22 protein-coding genes and 2 pseudogenes are annotated in these 24,308 nt (G+C 62.1%); 23 read left to right on the top strand and 1 reads right to left on the bottom strand.

What is annotated here, in order from left to right; genetic code table 11:
* Nucleotides 1-226 precede the first annotated feature (226 nt).
* The 12 genes from ccoN (at nt 227) to NKI32_RS28690 (ending at nt 13,088) form a co-directional block, all read left to right on the top strand.
* Nucleotides 227-1,837 (top strand): cytochrome-c oxidase, cbb3-type subunit I, encoded by a 1,611-nt coding sequence (gene ccoN / locus NKI32_RS28745; RefSeq protein WP_352792871.1) that lies wholly within the window; start codon nt 227-229, stop codon nt 1,835-1,837.
* A gap of 11 nt (nt 1,838-1,848) precedes the next feature.
* Nucleotides 1,849-2,580, top strand: coding sequence for a cytochrome-c oxidase, cbb3-type subunit II (gene ccoO, locus NKI32_RS28740; RefSeq protein ID WP_023716338.1), 732 nt, complete (start codon nt 1,849-1,851; stop codon nt 2,578-2,580).
* A gap of 11 nt (nt 2,581-2,591) precedes the next feature.
* Nucleotides 2,592-2,741 carry a CcoQ/FixQ family Cbb3-type cytochrome c oxidase assembly chaperone gene (locus tag NKI32_RS28735; protein WP_023690689.1) on the top strand — a complete coding sequence of 50 codons (150 nt, stop codon included), beginning with the start codon at nt 2,592-2,594 and terminating at the stop codon, nt 2,739-2,741.
* Nucleotides 2,742-2,743: 2 nt separating this feature from the next.
* On the top strand, nt 2,744-3,607 hold the full coding sequence (gene ccoP / locus NKI32_RS28730; protein WP_353004746.1) for a cytochrome-c oxidase, cbb3-type subunit III: 864 nt from the start codon (nt 2,744-2,746) through the stop codon (nt 3,605-3,607).
* 128 nt (nt 3,608-3,735) lie between these two features.
* Nucleotides 3,736-5,295 (top strand): cytochrome c oxidase accessory protein CcoG, encoded by a 1,560-nt coding sequence (ccoG, locus tag NKI32_RS28725; RefSeq protein ID WP_353004744.1) that lies wholly within the window; start codon nt 3,736-3,738, stop codon nt 5,293-5,295.
* On the top strand, nt 5,292-5,789 hold the full coding sequence (locus NKI32_RS28720) for a FixH family protein (RefSeq protein ID WP_353004743.1): 498 nt from the start codon (nt 5,292-5,294) through the stop codon (nt 5,787-5,789). The genes ccoG and NKI32_RS28720 overlap by 4 nt, the downstream gene beginning before the upstream one ends.
* Nucleotides 5,786-8,074: a cation-translocating P-type ATPase gene (locus NKI32_RS28715; RefSeq protein ID WP_353004741.1), complete on the top strand. Its 2,289-nt coding sequence runs from the start codon at nt 5,786-5,788 to the stop codon at nt 8,072-8,074. The genes NKI32_RS28720 and NKI32_RS28715 overlap by 4 nt, the downstream gene beginning before the upstream one ends.
* Nucleotides 8,071-8,241: a cbb3-type cytochrome oxidase assembly protein CcoS gene (gene ccoS, locus NKI32_RS28710; RefSeq protein WP_352792861.1), complete on the top strand. Its 171-nt coding sequence runs from the start codon at nt 8,071-8,073 to the stop codon at nt 8,239-8,241. Before NKI32_RS28715 ends, ccoS (NKI32_RS28710) begins: the two co-directional genes overlap by 4 nt.
* Nucleotides 8,242-8,307: 66 nt before the next feature.
* A complete protein-coding gene (locus NKI32_RS28705; protein WP_352792859.1) occupies nt 8,308-9,075 on the top strand; it encodes a CBS domain-containing protein in 768 nt (255 codons plus the stop codon).
* A gap of 84 nt (nt 9,076-9,159) precedes the next feature.
* A complete protein-coding gene (ccoS, locus tag NKI32_RS28700) occupies nt 9,160-9,291 on the top strand; it encodes a cbb3-type cytochrome oxidase assembly protein CcoS (protein ID WP_081740647.1) in 132 nt (43 codons plus the stop codon).
* A 413-nt stretch (nt 9,292-9,704) separates the two neighbouring features.
* Nucleotides 9,705-10,886, top strand: coding sequence for a 5-demethoxyubiquinol-8 5-hydroxylase UbiM (ubiM, locus tag NKI32_RS28695; protein WP_353004738.1), 1,182 nt, complete (start codon nt 9,705-9,707; stop codon nt 10,884-10,886).
* Between the two features lie 291 nt (nt 10,887-11,177).
* Nucleotides 11,178-13,088 (top strand): putative bifunctional diguanylate cyclase/phosphodiesterase, encoded by a 1,911-nt coding sequence (locus NKI32_RS28690; RefSeq protein ID WP_353004736.1) that lies wholly within the window; start codon nt 11,178-11,180, stop codon nt 13,086-13,088.
* Between the two features lie 94 nt (nt 13,089-13,182).
* On the opposite strand, the gene NKI32_RS28685 is transcribed toward NKI32_RS28690, so the two are convergent.
* On the bottom strand, nt 13,183-13,464 hold the full coding sequence (locus NKI32_RS28685) for a DNA -binding domain-containing protein (RefSeq protein WP_081731646.1): 282 nt from the start codon (nt 13,462-13,464) through the stop codon (nt 13,183-13,185).
* A gap of 104 nt (nt 13,465-13,568) precedes the next feature.
* On the opposite strand from NKI32_RS28685, the gene NKI32_RS28680 reads away from it, so the two are divergent.
* The 11 genes and pseudogenes from NKI32_RS28680 to NKI32_RS28625 all read left to right on the top strand — a co-directional run.
* Nucleotides 13,569-13,802, top strand: coding sequence for a helix-turn-helix domain-containing protein (locus NKI32_RS28680; RefSeq protein WP_023708050.1), 234 nt, complete (start codon nt 13,569-13,571; stop codon nt 13,800-13,802).
* A gap of 539 nt (nt 13,803-14,341) precedes the next feature.
* A complete protein-coding gene (locus NKI32_RS28675; RefSeq protein ID WP_353004734.1) occupies nt 14,342-15,304 on the top strand; it encodes an ArdC family protein in 963 nt (320 codons plus the stop codon).
* A gap of 247 nt (nt 15,305-15,551) precedes the next feature.
* Nucleotides 15,552-15,972: pseudogene (locus NKI32_RS28670) on the top strand (DUF2958 domain-containing protein).
* 210 nt (nt 15,973-16,182) lie between these two features.
* Nucleotides 16,183-17,010 (top strand): hypothetical protein, encoded by an 828-nt coding sequence (locus NKI32_RS28665; RefSeq protein WP_353004732.1) that lies wholly within the window; start codon nt 16,183-16,185, stop codon nt 17,008-17,010.
* Nucleotides 16,917-18,119: a hypothetical protein gene (locus tag NKI32_RS28660; RefSeq protein WP_353004730.1), complete on the top strand. Its 1,203-nt coding sequence runs from the start codon at nt 16,917-16,919 to the stop codon at nt 18,117-18,119. The genes NKI32_RS28665 and NKI32_RS28660 overlap by 94 nt, the downstream gene beginning before the upstream one ends.
* Nucleotides 18,116-18,439, top strand: a complete 324-nt coding sequence (locus tag NKI32_RS28655) for a DUF736 domain-containing protein (protein ID WP_023672372.1) — start codon at nt 18,116-18,118, stop codon at nt 18,437-18,439. The genes NKI32_RS28660 and NKI32_RS28655 overlap by 4 nt, the downstream gene beginning before the upstream one ends.
* Nucleotides 18,440-18,609: 170 nt before the next feature.
* Entirely contained in the window at nt 18,610-18,879 is a 270-nt protein-coding gene (locus NKI32_RS28650) for a helix-turn-helix transcriptional regulator (protein ID WP_023672373.1), read from the top strand.
* The gene (locus tag NKI32_RS28645) at nt 18,876-19,424 is read left to right on the top strand and encodes a S26 family signal peptidase (protein ID WP_023697819.1); all 549 of its coding nucleotides are present in this window, start codon (nt 18,876-18,878) and stop codon (nt 19,422-19,424) included. Before NKI32_RS28650 ends, NKI32_RS28645 begins: the two co-directional genes overlap by 4 nt.
* Nucleotides 19,412-20,098, top strand: coding sequence for a lytic transglycosylase domain-containing protein (locus NKI32_RS28640; RefSeq protein ID WP_353004728.1), 687 nt, complete (start codon nt 19,412-19,414; stop codon nt 20,096-20,098). Before NKI32_RS28645 ends, NKI32_RS28640 begins: the two co-directional genes overlap by 13 nt.
* 186 nt (nt 20,099-20,284) lie before the next feature.
* Nucleotides 20,285-22,252: a relaxase/mobilization nuclease RlxS gene (gene rlxS, locus NKI32_RS28635; protein ID WP_023711844.1), complete on the top strand. Its 1,968-nt coding sequence runs from the start codon at nt 20,285-20,287 to the stop codon at nt 22,250-22,252.
* 1,288 nt (nt 22,253-23,540) lie between these two features.
* Nucleotides 23,541-23,933: pseudogene (locus tag NKI32_RS28625) on the top strand (nodulation factor fucose acetyltransferase NolL); the annotation flags it as partial.
* Nucleotides 23,934-24,308: the final 375 nt, after the last annotated feature.

Below are 24,308 nucleotides of genomic sequence, written 5' to 3'. Positions count from 1 at the left end.
GCGGTCGCCTCCGCACCCGGGGCCCGACCGGGACGCCAGGCCCCATCCATAAACGGGCGGCCGGTGGTGCGCTTCCACATTCGATCGTCGCAGTCTGATCGCACCGAACTCGATGCTGCTCGAGCAAAATGGTGCGGCTCTGACATGGATCAGGGCGAGCAGGCGACGGCTGCGCAATAAGGCACCGCGGTTTGGCATCCGCCGGAATTGGAAATCGGGGTTTGCGATGAAATTCGGCAAAGAAATCGTGCTTCTAAGCCTGTTCGCATTCGCGGCTTTGGTGGCGGCTGGCACTGGGGTGGATGAACCCTTTCGCCAGCACATGTGGGTCTTGTTCTTCGCCTTGGCTGGCTTCACTGCGATCCTACTGCGTAACACTGAGTTCAAGCCTGCCGCTCCGATCGACCCGTCCGCTTACATGGACGGGCCAATCCGCTATGGCGCAATCGCCACCATGTTCTGGGGTGTCATCGGCATGCTTGTCGGCGTGGCCATCGCGCTGCAGCTTGCCTATCCCGATCTCAACATCCAGCCCTGGTTCAACTTCGGCCGCTTGCGGCCTCTGCACACCTCGGGCGTCGTCTTTGCCTTCGGCGGCAACGCGCTGCTTTGCACGTCTCTCTATGTCGTCCAACGCACATGCCGCGCTCGGCTGTTCGGTGGCGATCTCGCCTGGTTCGTGTTCTGGGGCTACCAGCTCTTCATTGTCATGGCCGCGACCGGTTATCTGCTCGGCATCACCGAGAGCCGCGAATATGCGGAACCCGAATGGTATGTCGACATCTGGCTGACCATCGTCTGGGTCGCCTACCTGATCCTGTTTCTGGGCACCATCCTGAAGCGCAAGGAACCGCACATCTACGTCGCCAACTGGTTCTACCTTTCCTTCATCGTGACCATCGCGATGCTGCATGTGATCAACAACCTCTCGATGCCGGCCTCCTTCCTCGGATCCAAGAGCTATTCCGCATTTTCCGGAGTCCAGGACGCCCTGACGCAGTGGTGGTACGGCCACAATGCGGTCGGGTTCTTCCTCACCGCCGGCTTCCTCGGCATGATGTACTATTTCGTGCCCAAGCAGGCCAACCGGCCGGTCTATTCCTACCGCCTCTCGATCGTCCATTTCTGGGCAATCATCTTCCTCTATATCTGGGCCGGGCCGCATCACCTGCACTACACCGCCCTGCCCGACTGGGCGCAGACGCTTGGCATGGTGTTCTCGATCATGCTGTGGATGCCGTCATGGGGCGGCATGATCAACGGCCTGATGACGCTGTCGGGCGCCTGGGACAAGCTGCGCACCGATCCCATCATCCGCATGATGGTGATGGCCATCGCCTTCTACGGCATGTCGACCTTCGAAGGCCCGATGATGTCGATCAAGACGGTCAACTCGCTGTCGCATTATACCGACTGGACCATTGGCCACGTCCATTCCGGCGCACTCGGCTGGGTCGGCATGATCTCGTTTGGCGCAATCTACTTCATGGTGCCGAGACTCTGGAACCGTGAACGCCTCTATTCGCTCAGGCTCGTCACCTGGCATTTCTGGCTGGCGACGCTCGGCATCGTTGTCTACGCTGCGGTGATGTGGGTGTCCGGCATCATGCAGGGCCTGATGTGGCGCGAATACGACGAACAGGGCTTCCTGGTCTACTCCTTCGCCGAAACCGTGGCAGCCATGCACCCCTACTATGTCATGCGTGCCATCGGCGGAGCCATGTACCTCTTCGGCACCCTGATCATGGCCTGGAACATCGCCATGACCATCCTCGGCTACCGGCGCGAGCAGGATCCGATGCCGCGCTCCACCCCCGCCCTCCAGCTTGCGCGATGATGAGACAGAAAATGAGGTTGATGAACAGACACGCGGTCATCGAGAAGAACGCTACACTTCTCCTCCTCGGGTCGCTGCTGGTCGTGACAATCGGCGGCATCGTCGAGATCGCGCCGCTCTTCTATCTCGATAATACGATCGAGAAGGTGGAAGGCATGCGCCCCTACTCGCCGCTCGAACTTGCCGGGCGAAACATCTATGTCCGCGAGGGCTGCTACCTCTGCCACAGCCAGATGATCAGGCCGTTCCGTGACGAGGTCGAGCGCTACGGCCACTACAGCCTGGCGGCCGAGTCGATATACGACCACCCCTTCCAGTGGGGATCGAAGCGCACCGGACCGGATCTCGCCCGCGTTGGCGACCGGTATTCCAACCTGTGGCACGTGGATCACCTGACAGATCCACGGTCCGTGGTGCCGGAATCGATCATGCCGAGCTATGCCTTCCTGAAGGACAAGCCGATCGCGGTGAAGGACTTCTCGACGCATCTGGTCGCCAACAGGCGCGTCGGCGTCCCTTACTCCGACGACATGATCGCCAACGCCAATGCCGATTTGATGGCGCAGGCTGATCCCAACGCCGACACATCCGGCCTCGAGGCCCGCTACCCCAAGGCCAAGATCGGCGACTTCGACGGCAACCCGCAGCAAGTCACCGAAATGGACGCGCTGGTTTCTTATCTCCAGATGCTGGGCACGCTGGTCGATTTCAAGAACTACGATGAGACCGCCGGCTACCGCTGAGGACAATGGCCATGACGTACAATTTCATGCGGGAGTTTGCCGACAGCTGGGGCCTACTTGCCATGGCTCTTTTCTTCATCGGATCCGTTGCCTTTGCAGTTCGTCCCGGAAGCCGCAGGCAAGCCGGCGAAGCAGCTCAAATTCCTCTGAAGGAGGACTGATCATGAGCAGCGATCACATCGACGAGGTTTCCGGCATCTCAACCACCGGTCATGAGTGGGACGGCATCCGGGAGCTCAACAACCCGCTTCCGCGCTGGTGGATCTGGACGTTCTACATCACCATAGTCTGGGCGATCGGCTACACCATCGCCTATCCGGCATGGCCTCTGCTGCACACGGCAACCAAGGGGGTGCTCGGCTACTCCAGCCGCAACGATGTCGGGAACGAGTTGTCCAAGGCTGAAGCAGCCAAGGGCAAATATGTCGCCGCGATAGAAGCGAAAAGTGTTTCGGAGATCGCGGCGGACGACACGCTGCGCGAATTCGCCGTCGCCGCCGGCGGTGCCGCGTTCAAGCTCAATTGCGTCCAGTGCCATGGCTCCGGCGCCCAGGGCTCCAAGGGCTTCCCCAACCTCAACGACGACGACTGGCTGTGGGGCGGCAAGGCGGACCAGATCCAGCAGACGGTTACACATGGCATTCGCTTCGCCTCCGATCCGGATACGCGCCTGTCCGAAATGCCGGCCTTTGGCGACATCATCACTGCCGATCAGATCAAACAGGTCAGCGCCTATATTGCCAGCCTGTCCCAAACCGTCAGCGATCAGGTGTTGGTGGCGCCCGGCGCCAAGGTCTTTGCCGAAAACTGCGTGGCCTGTCATGGCAACAATGCAAAGGGCAACAAGGAACTCGGCGCTCCTGATCTGACCGACGCCATCTGGCTCTACGGATCGGGCGAAGCCGCCATCGCCGCCCAGGTAACCGCACCGAAACAGGGCGTGATGCCGGCTTGGGGCGCGCGCCTCGGCGAGATCAAGGTCAAGGAACTGGCGGTCTACATCCATTCGCTTGGCGGCGGAGAATAGGAAAGCAGCCTATTCTCGTCCTCCCCCTCCCGCCAAGCGACGAGGCCCGGCGCAAGCCGGGCCTCGGCATCATCCAGAACCGATGAGTCGGCTTCCGGCGAAATCGTCGCTGGTGACTGGAGCTTCTCGTGCTCGATAACACGCAAATAGAACGGATCGAACCCACGACGGTCAACTCCGCCAAGGTGCGCCAGCCAATGTATGCCGCGCGCAGGAAGATCTTCCCGAAGCGGGCCTCGGGCAGCTTTCGCCGATTCAAATGGATCGTGATGGCGATCACGCTCGGCATCTACTATCTGACGCCGTGGCTGCGCTGGGACCGCGGTCCGTTTGCCCCCGACCAGGCGGTGCTGCTTGATGTCGCCAACCGGCGCTTCTATTTCTTCTTCATCGAGATATGGCCCCAGGAATTCTACTATGTCGCCGGCCTTCTGGTCATGGCCGGCGTCGGTCTTTTCCTGATCACGTCGACTGTTGGCCGTGCCTGGTGTGGCTACACATGCCCACAGACCGTATGGGTCGATCTGTTCCTGGTCCTCGAGCGCGCGATCGAGGGCGACCGCAACGCACGCATCAAGCTCGATGCCGGTCCCTGGACCACTCGTAAGCTTGTGCTGCGGGCATCAAAACACGTCATCTGGCTGGTCATAGCCGCAGCGACTGGTGGCGCATGGATCTTCTATTTCGCCGATGCGCCGACGCTGCTCGGCGAACTCTTCACCGGCACGGCAGCGCCTGTCGCTTACATCACCGTCGCGGTTCTGACGGCGACGACCTACACGTTTGGCGGGCTGATGCGCGAACAGGTCTGCACCTATATGTGCCCTTGGCCGCGCATCCAGGCAGCCATGCTCGACGAGAGCTCGCTCACCGTCACCTACAATGACTGGCGCGGCGAACCGCGCACCCGTCACGCCAAGAAGGTTCTTGCCGCAGGGCATCCCGTCGGCGATTGCGTCGACTGCAATGCCTGTGTCGCCGTCTGTCCGATGGGGATCGACATACGCGACGGTCAGCAACTCGAATGCATCACCTGCGCGCTCTGCATCGATGCCTGTGACGGCGTCATGGACAAGCTCGGCAAAGCGCGAGGACTGATCTCCTACGCGACGCTCTCCGACTACAACGCCAACATGATCCTGGCCACCGCAGGCGGCGCCAGCTCGGTCGATCCGTCGCTGGTCAGGACGGATGACGGCCTGTTTTCGGACAGGGTGGCGCATTTCCATATCCGCAAGATCTTTCGGCCACGCACCTATGTCTACATGGCGATGTGGTCGCTGATCGGACTGGGCCTGCTCTTTTCGCTGCTGACGCGCGACCGGCTCGAAATCAACGTCTTGCACGACCGCAACCCGCAATTCGTGACGCTGTCGGACGGCTCAATCCGCAATGGCTACACCGTCAAGCTTTTGAATATGATCCCCGAGCCAAGAACGATCGTCGTCACCGTTGGAGGCTTGGCGGGCGCAGAAATGAGCATCGTTGGCGTCGACTTGCCGGCCGCCCGCTCCTTCGCGGTCCAGGTTGAGCCGGACCGGCTGAAGATGCTGAAAATTTTCGTGCGCGTGCCTGTCGATCAGATCCACGGCGAAGCGCAGACCTTCACACTCCATGTCGAGGACAAAGCGAGTTTCGAGTCGAACGAATACACCGCCACCTTCAACGCACCGGAGACCGCCAGATGAACGCCACCACCCGAAAACCCGGCGAATTCACCGGCAGGCACATGTTGGCCATCATCCTTGCGTTTTTCGGTGTGGTCATCGCGGTCAATCTGACGATGGCGACGCTTGCCAACACAAGCTGGACCGGCCTTGTCGTCGAAAACACCTATGTGGCCAGCCAGCAGTTCAACAAGAAGGCCGAGGAAGGCCGTGCGCAGGCAGCGCTTGGCTGGACCGGCCAGTTGACCATCGCATGGGACGAAGTCCGCTATGGCATCATCGACGCCGCGGGCAAACCGGTTTCCCTGCATGGCGTGAAGGTGCTGTTTCGCCATCCGGCTTCCGAGAAAGAGGATGAGTCCGTCACGCTCGCCCTCGTCTCTGGCCAGGAGTTTGCAGCACAACACGTGCCAAGGGATGGTGTCTGGATCATCGAAATCGACGCCGATGCCGGCCTGGCAAGACCTTATCGCGACGTGCGCAGGGTCATGATTTCCAATGGAGCGCTAAAATGAGCTGCTGTGCACCGGGCGCGGAAGTCGCGCTGGATCTTGTCAGCGCCACTTCAGTTCTGCCGTCCAGCCAGGAGGTCAGGCTGGCCAGCCGATCGCTTGGCGACGACCTTCATCAGACCGACCTTTCGGTGCCGACCGTTCATTGCGGCGCCTGCATCCAGACGATCGAGACGGCCTTGGGAAAACTCGGTCACGTCGAGGCAGCTCGCGTGAACCTGTCAACCAAGCGGGTCTCAGTCCGCTGGCGCGGCGACGAGGCTCCACCATTGGTCGCTGTGCTCGGCCGGCTCGGCTATCAGGCGCATTTGTTCGAAACCGTGATTGATGCAAAGGACAAGATGCTTTCGAAGCTTATCCGCGCCGTCGCTGTTGCCGGCTTTGCTGCGGGCAACATCATGCTGCTCTCGGTGTCGGTCTGGTCCGGCGCCGAGGGCGCCACCCGCGACCTGTTCCACTGGGTCTCGGCCCTGATCGCCATTCCTGCGCTGGCCTTCGCCGGCGGCATCTTCTTCAAGTCGGCGTGGAATGCGCTGCGCCACGGCCGCATGAACATGGACGTGCCGATCGCCGTCGGCGTGTCGCTGGCCTACGCCATGAGCCTCTATGAGACGATCACCCACGGCGACCACGCCTATTTCGACGCGTCGGTATCGCTGCTGTTCTTCCTCCTGATCGGTCGCACGCTCGATCACGTGATGCGGGAACGCGCCCGCACCACTGTGAAGAGCCTGTCACAATTGGCCGCGCGCGGCGCCATGGTGCTGCGCGGCGATGGCGCTCGGGACTATCTGCCGGTGGCCGAGATCGAACCGGGCATGCTGTTGTTGATCGCCGCCGGCGAAAGAATCCCTGTCGATGGCAAAATTGTGCGCGGGACATCGGACGTCGACTGCTCCCTGGTCTCCGGCGAGAGCACGCCCAGTAGCGTGGCGCCGGAAGACACCGTGCAGGCCGGCGTCCTCAACCTCACCGGTCCGCTGACGATTGAGGCGACAGCGGCCGCCAAGGATTCGTTCCTGGCGGAAATGGTTCGGTTGATGGAGGCCGCCGAAGGTGGTCGCGCCCGGTATCGCCGTATCGCCGACCGCGTGTCGGCACTCTACGCGCCCGTGGTTCATCTCACCGCCTTGGCAACCTTCCTGGGCTGGATGGCGGTGACTGGCGACTGGCACCGGGCGATGACGATCGCAATCGCTGTTCTCATCATCACATGCCCGTGCGCGCTTGGCCTCGCCGTTCCAATCGTTCAGGTGGTGGCCGCGCGGCGCCTGTTCGAAAACGGCATCATGGTCAAGGACGGCTCGGCCATGGAGCGCCTGGCGACGATCGATACAGCCGTGTTCGACAAGACCGGGACGCTCACGCTTGGGAAGCCACGGCTCGTCAACGCAGCTTCGATTGATCCCGCCATGCTGGCAATCGCTGCCGACTTGGCCGCGCATTCGCGTCATCCATATTCAAAGGCCATTGCCAGCTTTTCCGTCAGCAGCAGCCAGCACAAATTCGGCGCGGTGACCGAGCACCCGGGTTTCGGGATCGAAGCCACAGCCGCCGGTAGCATCTGGCGGCTGGGTAGACGCGGATGGGCTGGCTGGAAGGCTCGAACCGGCGGCGAAGGCAAACATGGCTACGGCGGAACAGTCCTGACGAAAAACGGCATGATTGTCGCATCCTTCGTTTTCGAGGATGCGCTGCGCCTCGACACCAGGGCAGCGATCGATCAACTGCGCAACGCTGGTATGTGCGTGGAAATGCTGTCGGGCGATACCGCGAAAGGCTGCGCCGAGGTTGCGGACGTGCTTGGTGTCGACGACTTCGTTCCCTGCCTGCTGCCGTCCGGCAAGGTTGAACGCATCGAGAGCCTGGCGAGAGACGGGCACAAGGTTCTGATGGTTGGCGACGGGCTCAACGACACGCCGGCGCTGAGCGCTGCGCATGTCTCGATCGCACCCGCCACCGCCGCCGACATTGGCCGCAATGCAGCCGACTTCGTTTTTCTGCGCGAAAGCCTCTTGGCGATCCCGCTGGCGCTGGACGTGTCGGGCAAGGCGGGAAGTCTGATCCGACAGAACATAACAATTGCTATCGTTTACAATGCTGTGGCCGTGCCGGTCGCCATTCTGGGTCATGTTACGCCTCTCATCGCGGCGGTCGCGATGTCTGCCTCGTCATTGCTTGTGATTGGAAATGCGATGCGTCTGCAAGGCTTCGCAACGGGTGCGTCGTCCGAAACTGCGCGGCAGGACAGGCCCGCGCGGGCCGGCGCCTTGGCCCGATCCTCATGACGACGCTCGCCTATCTCATTCCGGTGGCGCTGTTCCTTGGCGCACTCGGCCTGTCCGGCTTCCTGTGGGCGTTGAGAAGCGGCCAATACGACGATCTCGATGGCGCGGCGGAGCGCATTCTCATCGACAGTGACGACGGCGCGGAGAATGCCACTCGTTCCAAGTGACTCAGATCAACGCGCCGCGGGTCGGGATGTCCTATCGTCGTCCGACGAAAGATCAGGAGGGTGAGGATGCAAGCCGAATCCATAATGACAAAGCCAGTCATCACGACGGATGCGAACGCGACGATCGCCGAAGCGGTCGAGCTCATGCTTTCAAACAAGGTCAGCTGCCTGCCGGTAGCAGACAGCGACGGCACCCTGATTGGCATTGTAAGCAAAAGCGACTTCTTGCGCCGAGAAGAACTTGGGACCCAGCGTGTGCGTCCGCGCTGGCTGGAGTTTGATCTTGGCCCGGGCACAGTCGCCGAAGACTATGCGCGCTCGAACGGACGGATCATCCATCAGGTGATGACCACACCCGTCATCTCGGCGCCTCCTGGCGCCTCGATTGCAGATATTGTCGACCTGATGATGCAACATCGCATCAACAATGTTCCGATTGTCGATCGGGAAAGGGTCGTCGGCATCATCACGCGAACTGATTTGCTGCTTGTCCTGATCCGCGCCATGCCGAAACAGGGCACCAGGCCACCCGATGACGACCTGATCCGCAAGGCCGTACTTGCCGAACTGCACGGACAATCGTGGAGCGGTGGTGACTTGATTGATGTTAGGGTCAGCGACGGCCTCGTCGAACTGACGGGGGCGATTGTCGACGAGCGTCAACGGAAAGCCGCGATCGTTGCGGCTGAGAAGGTTGCCGGCGTCGGGCAAGTCAAGGACGGCCTCCTCCTCAGAACGGATCCGTTCGTTGACGGTTTCATAGCTGCGAAAAAAGCGGGGACGCGGAGCAGAGTCCCTTTGGTTCTGCTCCCTTCCCACATCACTTGGACATGAGGCCGTCGGCGAGTTCCTTCGGCGTCTAGCGCCCGTCATGGGCGGAGAGCACGCTGTCGGCAGCAAGACGCCCGTCCTGACGGAATGCGATGGCCGCTGCCTGTTTTGGTGGGGCTTGGACCGGCGCTTCCTGTGGATCTGAAGAGCGGCCAATACGAAGATCTCGACGGCTCCGCCCAGCGGATCCTTATCGATCGGGAAGAGCCGCGAGGCTGAACCGGTTGGCGGCCCCCAACGACTGGGCGGATGCTGGTCGTCAGTCGACCGAGTCTGCTGGATTGCCTCGTCATGATGATATCGGCGCGCGTGCGAAGAACGGATCAGCCACAATACGTTGCCGAACCTTTGGCCAGGAGGGGCACGCGATTGGGAAGCCGACCATTCAGAATGCCTAGACATGCAAACGTTTTCACGGCAATCGACCACTCGACCGTGAACCCGCCGTTGCCGGGTTATCGAGCCTGGTTGATCCAGATCAGCGTTATCTCTTCGTCGGCGTGGTTTCATTGACCAGGCTTCCAACGGAGAACGCATGTCTATCGACGATGGGGAGATGGCGGCAAACCGTGGGTGATTGCGATGCTTCAAGAGCGCTTCGTATCGCAGATAGACGCTATGGCGGCACGCTGATGGCCGGCTCTGTCGACACATTCGACATCATTGTCGTCGGAGCTGGGCCGGTCGGACTTGCCTTCGCAGCATCGCTCGCCCGGAGCCGACTCAAGGTGGCAGTGGTTGAACGGCAGTCGCTCGACAGCCTGGCGAATCCGGCTTTCGACGGTCGCGAGATCGCGCTGACCCACGCATCAGTGAGAATCCTTCGCGAGCTCGGCGCCTGGGATGCCATCCCCGCATCGGACAAATCACCGCTTCATGGCGCGCGCGTGCTCAACGGATCGAGCCCTTTCGCCCTGTGCTTCGATACTCGCAGCGGATCTGGGGAACCACTCGGATTTCTGGTCCCAAATTGTCGGATCCGCGATGCCCTGTTCAAAATTGTCTACTTCCAGGATCATGCCCGGCTGCTGTGCGGCAACTCGGTCGTGAATGCAACAACCAGCGACGACGAGGCGGTCATAACGCTTTCTGATGGCAGGCAATTGGCCGCTCGGCTGCTCGTAGCAGCGGATTCGCGTTTGTCCGCGATGCGCGACCTGCTCGGCATTGGCGCCAACATCCATCCGCTTGGCCACTCCATGCTGATTTGCCGAGTGAAGCACGAGCGCTTCCATCACCAGATCGCGGTCGAATGGTTCGACCACCATCAGACCATAGCGATGTTGCCGCTCATGGAAGGCGTGTCGTCGCTGCTTCTGACTTTGCGCTCAATCGAGGCCGATAGACTGTCTGTTCTCGATGACGAATTGTTCCTCATGGAATTGATGAACCGGTGTCGAGGACGCCTCGGGCACATGACCCTGGCAAGCACCCGCCATGCCTATCCGCTGGTCACGACCTGGGCGCACAAGTTCTCGGCACCGAGTGCGGCACTGATAGGAGACGCTGCCATCGGCATGCACCCGGTGACCGCGCATGGCTTCAACATCGGCCTCAGCGGCCAGAAGCAACTCGCTCATAAAATACTGACAGCATGTCGCGCCCGCCGCGACATTGCCGATCCCGACATGCTCGGCAGATACGAAAACCGGCTGCGGCTGTCGGCGGCGCCGCTCTATCATGCCACCAACATGCTTGTCGGTCTTTACTCAAGCGAGCACCCGGCGGCACGGCTTGCAAGACATGCTGGGCTCCGCTTTGCCCAACATCTTCCCTTTGTCCGCCATGGCATTTCGGCCATGCTCAGGCGGTGAATCGCACAGAGCGCTACCTCTGGAGCGCTGTCTCGGCGCGGCTTCTTTGTCTTGCTGGCTCGCGGCGTCGCGGGCAAGGCTGCTTCCTGGTGACGTTGCCGATCATGGCATGATTCGGATCAAGGCACGCGCGCGGGCGAAACCTTGATGATTCGGCAATGCTAAGCCAAAGGTGTGACCCGAAGCATGGTGAGCGCACTGGTTACCCTCGCTGGGTAGTTAACCCGTCCTTCAGTGGGCTTGCATAGGTTTGGTCCTCGCGAACAATGACGGAAGCAAGCTGGTCCATTCATGGCACCCCTAAAGAAAGAAGAATCGCTGGAGGCCAAAATCCGTCAGGATCAGCTTGCTGACCTGAGGGCCGGGCTCTTCGTGTCGATGCCGATAAGCGCGATCCTGTCAGGCCTGATTTGCGGGGTGCAGGCCCTTTCTGGCGGCGGCTTCGCCGCTGCAAGCTGGTTCCTGGTCGTCAATGCGCTAAATGCCGCCCGGCTTGCACTCGCCCGTTTTCAGCTAAAGGAAACGGGGCGCCATCAGGATTTGCTTGGCGTTTTGCCGCGCCTTCGCATGTTTGGCGTCCTTGCCCTTCTGGCAGGGTTTGCCTGGTCCTTCCCGGCCGTGCTGACTGTTGGATACACAACACCTCAAGCACCGATGCATCTGGTCATACTGGCGGGCATTTCAGCTGGTGCGGTTACATATGGCAGTTCGTATGCCGCGGCGGCGACCAGCTTCATCACACCTCCACTCCTCATCACGGTGGCGTGCCTTTTGGCGAAAGGCAATTTTGAACGCTACATTCTGGCTTTCACCGTTCTGCTCTTCATGGGCGGCTTGGTCCGAGCTTCGTTTGTTGGGCAGGCGCGCTTCCGCGAAGCAAGCCGCCTGAGACATGAGGCAGAGCGACTTGCGTCGGAAATGGAGCGCAACTCCAGGGAGGACCATTTGACCGCCCTTCTCAACAGGCGGGGCCTTGAACACGCCATCGGTCGGTTCAAGACCGCGGATGGCCCCTTCGTGGCAATGCTGATTGATCTGGACGGCTTTAAATCTGTCAACGACACCTACGGTCACAGGACCGGTGATGAACTGCTTGTCATGATCGCCCGCCGCATAGAGCAGGAAGCACCGGACGGCTCAACGCTAGCTCGTATCGGCGGCGATGAATTCGTGCTGGTTTTTCCCTCAACGAGAGCTTCGCTTTCTGCCAGTGATCTCGCCTCCAATATCATAGCCAAAATTGCTCGCCCCTATATCGGGGTCGCGTCCGTGCGCGTCGGGGCATCGATAGGGATATACTTGGCGCAGACGTCGAGCCTGACTGAAATGCTGTTGCGGGCCGATATCGCCCTTTATACGGCCAAGCGCCATGGCAGGAACGAATTTTGCCTGTTCGATGCCGAACTCGACCGGGAACTCCAACGCCGCCAGTCCATGGAACGGGACCTTCATTCGGCGATAAAGACGGGAAGATTGCAACCTTGGTTCCAGCCGATCGTGAAACTCGACACCGAGGCCGTGGTCGGTTTTGAAGCCTTGCTGAGATGGTCCCATCCGACACATGGTGCCATCTCTCCACCCGAAATCATCACAGCCGCACGCGAAACCGGAATGCTTCAGCTGCTGACGCAAACCGTATTCGCCGACTGTTGTGCTTTTATCGACGGCTTGGTGAAAGCTGACTGTCGTAACATTCGTGTGGCGATGAATGTTTCCCCGCGCGAACTGGAAGCCGGCGATATCGACGACATGGTTCTGGATGGTCTGGCCGCAAGAGGCCTGCCTGCGACGATGTTCGAAATCGAGATTACCGAAGAATCGCCGGTGGATCCGGACAGAGTGGATGAAAAGCTCGGACGGCTTTCGCATGCCGGTATTTCCATCGCGCTCGACGACTTCGGCACCGGCTTTTCTACCTTGGCATCTCTCAAGGACCGTCGGATACGCAAGGTGAAAATAGACCAAGGCTTCATTCGCGGCTTGGCCAAGTCCCGAGAGGACCGACTGCTTGTCAAATCCGTCATCGAACTCGGTGACATGCTCGGGATCGAGGTCATGGCCGAGGGCGTCGAAACAGAGGCGGATCGGCAAACCCTGCACAAGCTTGGTTGCCGAACCGCTCAAGGCTTCCTCTTCTCCAAGGCTGTGCCTTTGATGCAAGCACTGGAAATGGCAGTCAAACAGTACGCGAACCAGTTGTGACCGCTCCCGCAGCGCCCGCTGTCGCGGCCGTGCGCTGCCGAATTTGGCTACAGAGACTTGCCTACTCGAAACACGTGGCATTGGGCGCTGTGCATCAGCCGGCGAACAGTTCCTTGTAGCCGGTCGTCACCATCCAGTTCGCACGGTCGATATGGCTGCGAAGAGCTTTGCGGGCGCGGACCGGGTCAATGGACGGGTCGATGCCGAGGATGCGCTCGGCCATCTCCTTTTCGCTGGCATTCTCGGCGCAGGCATCCAGGATCCGCAGGTAGATCGTGAAATGCTCCCTGTCGTAGCTCGTGAGGTTCTCCGACCAGGGGACTTCATCGCTCAAACTTGAGCTTCGAGTCTCATCTGTTCCCATTGGTCCATTCATGCCTGCGAACCTCGCCTGTGAGCGCAGGCAGTATATCCCAAAATGGGATAATCCGAAACCGGGATTAGTCGCTGATCCGGTCTTTACCCGACCGGTTCGCCTCCATGCCCAAATCCCTTCGATCGCCCCGCCACCAGCGGTTCCTGGCCCGGCTGGTTTTGCTGCGCAAGGCCAAAGGCCTGACCCAGAAGCAGCTGGCTGACAAGCTTGGTCGTCCCCAATCCTTCGTGGCCAAGTACGAGGGCGCAGAGCGGCGTCTCGATGTCATCGAGTTTCTCGACATAACTGCGGCCCTTGACGCTGATCCGTGCGAGATTCTCTCCAGCCTCCGGTCCTAGCGGGCGCGCCGCATCTATCATGATCACGGACAGGAATATTGAGTGGGACAACGCCTCAATTTGTTGAAAGGCGAGCGCTGGTTTTCGGAGGAAGCCGCGCGCACGGCGCCGATGCCTTTTGGTTCTCGACGTAACTGCGGCGCCTGACCATGTGCGAAAAAACTTGGCGGGCGCCCGCGCGCCTGACGACGCGCACCAGGTGCTCGTGAACCGAGCCCGCTTTTCTTCGGCAAGCTCAGGCGGTCTCGGCCATTCGGCTTCGCCCCTTGGCGTGGGCAGCCCTTCGGGCTGTGACGGCCGCCGCCCTTGCGGGCGGCGCGGTTTGTCTGATGGCCTTTCCCGGCGGCGCGGGGTGGGCGGCACTCCCTTCTAGGCCCGCCGCGGCAGCCCGCAACCCTTCGCGTGCCGCTCAGGGTCCTCCTCTTCGTTCCGGTCCTTCGGATGCGGTCCGCCTACCACGGCGGGCCTTTCCGGTCGCGACTCGCCGCCCACCCCGCTTCCGGGGAAAGGCGCGGCGATTGGCGAGCGGAGGATAACACATGCGTGCAAACAGCAAGCGTACCACCAGCACAGAGGCTGGCGCAGGCAAGGGCAGGCGCCCAGGCGCAAGCCTCTATCAGGAGATCACCGACCGCATCATTGCCGAGCTGGAGCGCGGCACCGTGCCATGGGTCAAGCCATGGGGCAGCGCAAAAGCAGGCCTCGGCCTGCCGAGGAATGCGTCCACGGGGCGCACCTATTCCGGCATCAATATCCTCATCCTGTGGGGCGCCGTCATCGAGCGCAGCTATCCCAGCCAGAATTGGCTGACCTTCCGGCAGGCGCTTGCCCTGGGCGGCAATGTCAGGAAGGGCGAGCGCGGCACGACGATCGTGCATGCCGACCGCTTTGTCCCAAAGAACGAGAAGGAGCGCGCACGCCACGAGGGCGATGCACCACAGGCCGTGCCTTTTCTGAAGCGCTTTACCGTCTTCAATGTCGCGCAATGCGACAATCTTCCGGAACACCTCCATGCCCCTGCCGAGCCGCTGCCACAGTGCGAGATCGTGCCGCAGGCCGAGACGCTCATTCTCGCCAGCGGTGCGGATTTCAGGGTCGGCGGCGATCGCGCTTTCTACATGCCGTGCAGCGACCACATTCAGGTGCCGCCGCAGCCAGCGTTCCATCAGCAGATCGACTATTACCGGACCTGCTTTCACGAGCTAGGCCACTGGACCGGCCACCCGACGCGGCTTGCTCGCGACCTCTCCGGCTCGTTCGGCTCCAAGGCCTACGCGCGTGAAGAATTGGTCGCCGAAATCACTGCCGCCTTCGTCTGCAGCAATCTCGGCATCGAGCCGACCGTGCGTCACGCCGATTACATCGGCTCATGGCTGAAGGTGCTGCGCGAGGACAACCGCGCTATATTCCGTGCCGCCAGCCTAGCTTCGAAGGCCGCTGATTTCCTGTTTGGCCTTCCGGCCGATGCGGAAGGCGAGGCGCAAGAAGGGATTGCGGCATGACGATGCGCGATCCTCAACTGACCGCGACCGAGCCGACGCCGCAAAGGAGCAGACGCTCATTCCCGGCGTCCAGCCGATCACCACGCGGGCAAACCCTCCTGATGGACGCGCCGATGTGTCCGCGCCCGGCGCAAAGCTGCTCGAGGTCGGTCTCTAATGGGGAGGCGGATCAGAGGAAGGTCCGGTGAACCTTTCTCCCGCCGGACGCAAGAAGTCAACGCGACCCGTTCTGACAAGGAGTCTTTCCATGATCCTGATCACCAATCCACTGCGCGCACGACTGCTCGCCCATGACGCCGCCGGCGCCGACATCGACCATTTTCCCGTTGTGAAACTGTTTGATCCGACAGGTGCCGCGACCTCGCTTCTGAGCGAACTCGACGCCGATGGCGACACGCTGTTCGGTCTTTGCGATCTCGGCTTCGGCTTCCCCGAACTTGGCAGCGTCAGTCTGGCCGAGCTTGCATCCGTAAAAGGGCCGCTTGGCCTCGGCATAGAGCGCGACCTGCATTTCCAGGCGCGCTTTCCGATCTCCGTCCATGCCGAAGCCGCCCGCATTTTGCGGCCACGTCACCGAGGCCGAGCGACTGCTGCGGCAGGCAGCAGACGCCCTATCAAAGCCCCATTCCGAGCTTCCGCCCGACACGGCGGAACAGCAGCGCCGATAGGCGCAAAACCGTCCCGCCGCGTCGGCCTTCGGCCTCCGCGGCGGGGACAACCCGGCAGGCGGCGCTATTTCGCCGCGAAATCGCTTGCCGACGAGCGCGGTGAAGGCGATCCCTTGCCCTGCGCCATCATGGAGGACGGTGACGACGCCGATGCGCTCGAAGCTTCCTGATCGAAAACCTCGCCCGCCTCGATCCTGACGAAGTATGGCAATGGGAGACGTTTCGCGGCTTGTCAGGCAAGGCCGCACCGTTCTCGACATCGCTGTGACCTTCGGCATCGCTGATCTCAAGGTCAAACGCATTCTGGCGCTTGGCGACCTCTTGCCCAAAATCCGCGAAGCCTATCGGCGCGAGGAGATCGACACCGAGCCGGTGCGCCATCTCACCATGTCTTCCAAGGCGCAGCAGAAGGACTGGCTGGCACTCTGTGCCGATCCCGATCAATACGCGCCGCGTGGCTATCAATTGAAGCAATGGCTGTTCGGCGGCCAGTCAATTTCCACCAAGGTGGCACTGTTTGCCATCGAGGAGTATCCCGGCCTGATCACCTCGGACCTGTTCGGCGAGGACAGCTATTTCGCCGATGCCGACCTGTTCTGGCAAAAGCAGAACGAAGCGATTGCCACCAAACGCGACACCTATCTCAACGAGGGCTGGAGCGAGGTTGTGCGCTGGAACCGGGCCAGTATTTCCACGCATGGGACCACGAGAAGACCCCGAAGAAGAAGGGCGGCAAGATCGTCATCACTGTCTCGCATCGCGGCGAGGTCGAGTGTCACGAGGGCTGGCTGTCACGCAAGGAAGCCCGCCGCGCCCGCGAGGGCGGCGAGCAAGAAGAAACAGCCGCCAAGCTGCCGCGCCCCGAAGTCACCGGCCCGATGCACAACTATATCGATCTGCATCGCCATGCCGCCGTGCGCGCGGCCATGCTCGACCATCCCGCCGTGGCGCTGCGCCTCGTGGTGGCGCACGCCATCACCGGTTCGGGCCTGTGGCAGGTGCGGCCTGAGCCGCAGCGCGCAGCCAACGAGACGGTGACTGCCAGCCTTGCCGGCTGCAAGGCTGAAGCCGCATTCGGCAAAAAGCGGCGCGAGGTATTGGCCAGGCTCGGATCACCGGATGAGGATAGCTTGGTCGCCGGCGGCAATGGCGACGCCGTTGCTATCGCCGGCGTGTTCGCGCGCCTCTTGGCGCTCTGCGACGACGATGTCATGCGCGTTCTCACCCTTGTCATGGCCGAGACGCTTGCAGCCGGCAGCGCCGTCGTCGAGGCGCTCGGCAACCACCTGAACGTCGACATGGGCATATGGTGGCAACCGGACGATGCCTTCTTCGACCTCTTGCGCGACAAGGAAATCGCCAATTCGATGCTGGCCGACGTCGGCGGCAAGCTGGTCGCGGACGGCAATGTCGCCGAGAAGGTCAAGACGCAAAAGAACATCATCCGCGACTTCCTGGCGGGCGAGAATGGCCGCCCCTGGGTCGAGACCTGGCTGCCGCGCTGGATGAAATTCCCGGCCGAAAGCTACACCAGCCGCAGCGGCTCCGCACCGCCGATCAGTGGACACAAGTGCAGCCGCTGTTCGTGCGCGAATAGTCGATCAGGGCCCGAGCGGCGGTTCTCTCGATTACCGCCGCTCAGGTCGCGCGCGCCGCTACGGGCCACGCCGGCTGCCGATTGGGCGTCTTGTCGAGCCAGTGCCGCGCGCGAGAAATTCCGACGCCAGTTCGCCCCATTTCGGCAGCCCCGCACCGCGCCGGGTTGCTTGCTGAGGCGCCAAAGGCCCATGGGGCCAATTGTCCGATCCGGTTGCCGACAGAGCCCGCGCAGCCGGCGCTCTGCATTGCGGCCGGCTTCTTGTGTCACCGATCGCGCCACCTGTCTCCATTGTGTCTCGGGGACCATTCCCTGCGGCTGGCTTGTCGACCTATGGGCGGATCAGGCCCGCCCGAAACCCTCGCTGGCAGCTTTTTTCCCCGCCGCCTGCGGCGGCTTCCTCGCGCCGCTTCGCTTCAAAAAAGCTGCCCGCGCGGGTCCTCCGCTATCGCTGCGGCCGTCCCGGTTCCGGCGGTCCGGACGCGCCCATCACGGTCCGCCATCGCAGGGGAATGGTCCCTTGCGAGCACCAAGAGGAGACTGGAAATGACCGCGATCGGATACGTCACCAAACAGGAAAACGGCGGCTACAAGGGCCAGCTCAAGACGCTCAGCGTCCGCGCCGACATCGATATCGTGCCCAATCAGGCAAAGAGCGCCGACACCCATCCCGACTTCCGGGTGCTGACGCAAGGGGTCGAAGTGGGTGCGGGCTGGATCCGCACCGGCGAGACCTCCGGCAAGGACTATGTGAGCCTGTCGATTGCCGCCCCCGAGTTTGGCCCCCGCAAGCTCTACGCCAATCTCGGCCGCGCCGCCGGCCAGGATGACGACGACACTTACGCCATCATCTGGAACCCGGTCGACTAACCGGCCGATCCGGAAAGCCCCGCGCCGCCACCGGCGCGGGGTCCTCTCTCAGGACCCGTGAGGCCGCCGAAGGGGGCGGCGAAAACTCGCCCCCCACTCTTCGCCCGTCCCCAAAACGATCTCGCTCGCCGATCCTCGCCTTCGCTTGTCCGTAGCAAACGAGGATCATCATGGACGACGAAAACGAACGCGCAGCCCGCGCCAAGAAGGGCAGTCCGTTTCTCAATACCGCGCAGGCGGCCTTCTATATCGGGCTGTCCCAGCGCACGCTGGAGAAGATGCGCCTCAAAGGCGGCGGCCCGCAATTCCGCAAGCACGGCCGCTATGTCCGCTATCACATCGACGAACTCGACGATTGGTCGAAGGGGCACGCGCAGGAGACCGGGCCCGAGGACGGCGGGCACGATTCCGGCTCGGCCGGCGAGGGAGGCCGCTCATGAGCCGGCGTCCCACCATCCATCTGATCGGCAGCCATCTGCGGCGCATTCGGGCGCGCAAGACGATCGCCATGGCCACGATGGGCCTTGCCCTGATCGGCTTCGCCGCCTTCGGCAAACCATCGCCCTGGCTGGTCTGGAACGCCTCGGCGAGTGCGCCGGTCGGCCTCTATCGCGTCGCGTCCGGATCGCCGGCTCTTGGTGATCTCGTACTCGTCCGCCCGCCAAAACCGGTCGTCTATCTGGCCGCCGAACGCTTCTATCTGCCCAGCAACGTGCCGCTGGTCAAGCACCTTGCCGCGCTGGCTGGCGAGCATGTCTGCGCCTTCGGCGACGCCATCATCATCGGCGGCGAGATTGTCGCGCGCCGGCTTGCAACCGACACGCAGCACCGTCCGCTGCCTTGGTGGAATGCCTGCCGAAAGCTCGCCGCTGCCGAGGTTTTCCTACTCGGCAGCGACAAAAATCGCTCGTTCGACAGCCGCTATTTCGGGCCGGTGCCGACCGAAAATATCATCGGGAGGCTCGTGCCGCTATGGACCGAGTGACCCTCCTGATGCTGGGCATGGTGTCTCTCGCACCATGCTCCTGTTCCGCGGCGACCAACACGAAGCCGGTCGTCATCTCCCATAGTCCGCAGCTTGCAAGATGGCAGCCCTTCGTAGCCGAAGCAAGCCGGCGTTTCAGCATTCCACAGACTTGGATTTATGCCGTCATGGATGCCGAAAGCCGGGGGCAGACAAGGCTCAATGGACGGCCGGTCACGTCGAGCGCCGGTGCCATTGGCCTGATGCAGGTGATGCCAGGCACCTACGAGGAGTTGCGCGCAGAGCTTGGCCTGGGAGCCGCCCCGCACGACCCTCGCGACAACATTCTGGCAGGCACTGCCTATCTGCGCGCCATGTACGACCGCTTCGGATTTCCAGGCCTGTTTGCAGCCTATAACGCCGGGCCGGAGCGCTACGAACAGCATTTGCAGCGTGGCCGGCCACTGCCCAGCGAGACGGTTTCGTATCTGGAAGAGGTCAAGGCGGCGGGCATTTCGGCCGCCGATATGGACGCGCTCACCGACAAATCCCGTTCCAAAAGCGCGCCGGGAATCCCTTCCGGGCAGTCGCTGTTTTTCCTCCGAAACGGTGTTTCCGTGACCGGCCCGAATGGCCACCTCCTGGTGCCGCTCGGATCGAAGCGAGCAAGGTCAGGCCGGCCGGATCGCAGGTGAGGGCAGCGGCTACCGCGGTTCGGGCGGGGGGCAGGGAGGCAGGTCCGCTGAAGGCAAGATAAAGGCATCGCCTCCTGAGGCGGCGAAGTGTTTGTCTGCACATCGTTTTCCCGGGAGGTTGCCTGCGGGTCCAGGAGGGTCTGGCGCGCAAGCCTCTGATTTTGCTGCTGGTTCATCGGAGGCCGCATGCAGGATGACGAATTCACGCCGAGGCTCGGCAAAATTGGCTCGCGCGGCTCGAAGGCGGGCAAACGCTACGCTGGCCAGGTCCAGGCCGCGGTCAACCGAGCAGGCGGCAGGAGCGGACGCGGCAGCCGCTTCATCGGAAGCCGGGTGGGGCGCGGCGGGGCTGCTGCCGCCGTTCTTAGAGCACGCGACCGCCACGCGGCGTTTCGGCAGCGGCGCGCAGTCGTCAAGGCACGCATCGTCAAGCTGGCCGGCAAGGGAGTCGACGGAGCTCGTGCGCACCTCCGCTACCTCCAGCGCGACGGCGTCACCCGGGAAGGCGAGCGTGGCGAGCTCTACGCTGCCGACAAAGACCACGCGGACGGCAGGGCCTTTCTCGATCGCGCGAACGGTGACCGTCATCAGTTCCGCTTCATCGTCGCCCCTGAAGACGGTATCGAGTATGATGACCTGAAGCTGCTCACCCGGCGCCTCATGGCGCAAATGGAAGAAGACCTCGGGACCAGGCTAGACTGGGTGGCCGTCGACCATTTCAACACCGGCCATCCTCACACCCACATCATCGTGCGCGGCAGGGACGATCACGGCGAAAACCTCGTCATCGCGCGGGACTACATCTCCTCTGGCCTGCGCGAGCGCGCAGCCGAACTGGTTAGCCTCGACCTTGGCCCGCGCACCGACCGCGAGATCGAGCAGCGCTTGCGCCAGGAGATGGAGCAGGAACGCTTCACCAGCATCGACCGGCAGCTGATGCGCATGCGCGACGAGGGGCATGTCTCACCAGCCAGCCGAGACACCTTTCGCCAGACGCTGCACCAGGGCCGCCTGCGCAAGCTCGAGCGGATGGGCCTCGCCGAGGAGATGCCTTCGGGTCGCTGGCGCCTGGAGGATGATCTCGAAGCCACGCTACGCCGCATCGGCGAGCGCGGCGACATTGTCAAGACCATCCATCGCGAGCTGACCGGCAAGGGGCTCGTCCGCAGTGCCGCCGACTATCTTATCCACGATCGATCCGACGGGTCGGCCCAAACCGTGGTCGGACGTGTCGTCGGGCGCGGGCTGGCCGACGAAATCACTGACCGCCATTACCTCGTCGTCGACGGCGTGGACGGCAAAAGCCACTATTTTGATATCGGCAAAGGCGAGGCCACCCAACCGACACCAGAAGGCTGCATAGTGCGGATCAGGCCGAGGGACACCGGGCCAAGAAAAGTCGACCGCACAATTGCCGGCATCGCCACGGTCAACGACGGGCGCTACAGCATCGATATCCATCTCAAGCATGACCCCTCGGCCACCGAACGCTTTGCCGAAACGCACGTGCGGCGACTGGAGGCGATCCGCCGTGCGACCGGTGGCGTCGAGCGCGAGCCGGACGGCACATGGACAGTCGCGCCCGACCATCTCAACCGCGTCGCGGATTACGAGCGTCAACGAGCGAGGGCCCAGCCTGTTGTCGTCGACAAGCTCTCATCAATGCCGCTGGAGAGCCAAGTAGGCTTTGACGGCGCCACCTGGATCGACCAGGAGCTGGTATCAGCCCACCCTGAGTCCTTGCGCGACTCTGGCTTCGGTCGAGAAGTACGTCAGGTCCAGGCCCGCCGACAGCAGTGGCTGATCGCGCAAGGTCTTGCCCATGATGCGCAGGATCGGGTCATCTATCGCGCCAACATGCTTTCAATGCTGCGCCAACGAGAGCTGAACCGTGTTGCCAGTCAGCTCTCGGACGAACTCGGGCTCTCGTATTCTGAAGCGCAGCATGGCAATCGAATAGACGGTACGCTGCGCCGCTGCGTCGAGCTCGCCGGCGGAAAATACGCTGTCATCGAGAAATCGCGCGAGTTCACGCTGGTGCCCTGGCGGCCGGTGCTTGAGCATCATATCGGCAAGGAGGTGTCTGGCGTGGTGCGCGCCGAGGGGATTTCCTGGACGATCGGACGGCAGAGGAGCGGGCCTGGCGTTTCGTGAACTGGCTACAATTTATTTGTTCACGTTGAAACAGGTACTCAGCCCAGACGGAGTTCCTCCGCCTGCTGCTTGCTCGCAGCATTCATTTGGCGGAGAGTCAGTGTTCTGCATTTTGTAGTTCGCTCTGTCAAAAAGCGCTGGGAATATGCATCATGTTCTGCGTTGACACGGAAGCCGGGCCGACAGGTGCCGCCCTGTGGTTGCGGATCGGCTCCCGATGGCTGCCAGCTAGAAAGGTGGGCTGACTCGTGATAGCGCAAGGGGCTATGGCGGCCGCGGTACGGCGAAGCGAGCTCTGGCATCGAGGATGAAGCCGCACTTCCCGATCTTATTGTACTCGCAGGACCGGCAGACGCGGCGGTCGCCCCTGCGGGTGCTGTTGGCCCTGGCGTGAACTGGCAGTCCGTCCCGCGGGGACTTTGTAACGGAGAAAAGTCGCTGCGATGGCCCGGGTGACGATGCGGTCAGCGACCATGCCAGACGAGATCGGCAGCTTTCTGCCGCGGCACGGCGCCGGAGCCATCAGGCCGCCGCGACATCGGGTCTGGCGCACCTTCGGATGTTGGCTGGCCGCGGTTTACTTCGAGTAGCGCCGGGTGGGTCATGCGGTGCCGCTACTGGGCACCGAGGCAGCTTTGGGCATGAGACCCGTTCAATCGCGCCGGCCACGTCGGTCATCGCGACATCTGGAGTCGAGGCCAGGTCAGACCGGGAAAAAAACCTGCTCGTCGCGCGGGAGCCCCGGGTTGCGCCGTCGATCCTTCCGCCCAACTCAGCGCCGCGCGACCAGCAATAGCCCCTTGCCCCGAAACTGACGCCAAGCCGACGGACCCGCTCTGCGCATACCGATGCCGTCCGCGCCGTCGTCGGCGGAAACCAGCGAGCCGTGGACCTCACACAATCTGAGCCGCTGGTGACGATGTGCATCGCCTACTTCCATCCGCACTCCTATCGACGAACTCGCCCGCTGCCCGCGGTGATGCGAACCGGTGGATGAATATTTCGCCGAAGCCGCAGTGGGGGCTCAGCCTCGACGATTTTTTGCCTTGCCCCGGCGGGCGGCGCAACCGAGCATCGAGACAAAAAACGGGAAAGGGAGGGCACCAGCCCGTTAGAGCCGTGGCCATGATGATGTGGGGACGATCTCCTGGAAGAAATGTGGAGATCGACGCTCTCCTGACGCGCTCATCGAAGATTTTAGGCCGCGCCGACGTGGCTGCTTGAGCGATAACACTCACTCCGGAGGCCCCAGTGCGGCTCCTTGGCCAAGCTGCTCGGCACGCCGTGAGTGTGCTTTCTTGTTTGGGGAAGGGACTTACGTCTACAACAATCTCGTTTCGATCTACGATGGAGAGTCGGCGAGACAAGTGTTGCTGATGTTCATTGGCTCCGTAGCAACTTCTGCAGTCACAATGCAGCTTATGTTCCTATGCTGGAGAGTTGGCCATTCAACTCGCGTAGCTCGCTTTGTTGCGGTGGAGCTTGGTCAGAGCACACTGCTGCTTTACCTGCTTCAGGGCGCCGTGTTTCGCTTCATGGATCTAATAGGGTTCGGAGAGCTTTGGGATCTCCCGAGCAGAATCGGGTTCGCCACTTTGCTTGGTGCCGCGATCGTTGTCTCCGCTTGACAATTCGCAGGATTGCGCGTGACCACGGATGGTTGTCGCGCGGCTACGCTTAATATGTGACGACGCTTGCGCCTTGTAGGCAATTGTTGCGGCCGCCCACGGCCGACATGAACGTGCTTGGCCGCACGTTTTCTAAGTGAGGCGGAAAGAGGCGCGCGACCCCTCTCCCCAGCAACCCGCCTTGCGGATTCCTCCTCTGCCCGCTTCGCAGACGGGGATACCCTCCGCCCCCTTGCTATTCGTTGCCCGCCGCTATGCAAAGGACGGGCGACCTGAATCCGTGCTCAAGCCGATCTGGCGGGGTTGTGTGCGTCAAGTTCTGCAAAATGGGGCGATCATGAAACTGGTCATGCGGCTTGGCGCAGAGCGAGCTTCTTGTGCTCGCGCAGATCATCCATGTTGATATAGCGGTTGGCCTCCATCCAGTT

It is taken from the genome of Mesorhizobium sp. M0761, assembly GCF_040320205.1.
GTDB lineage: Bacteria > Pseudomonadota > Alphaproteobacteria > Rhizobiales > Rhizobiaceae > Mesorhizobium.
Note: the sequence above shows the minus strand (reverse complement) of the source record. Positions and strands in the feature narration are given on the sequence as shown.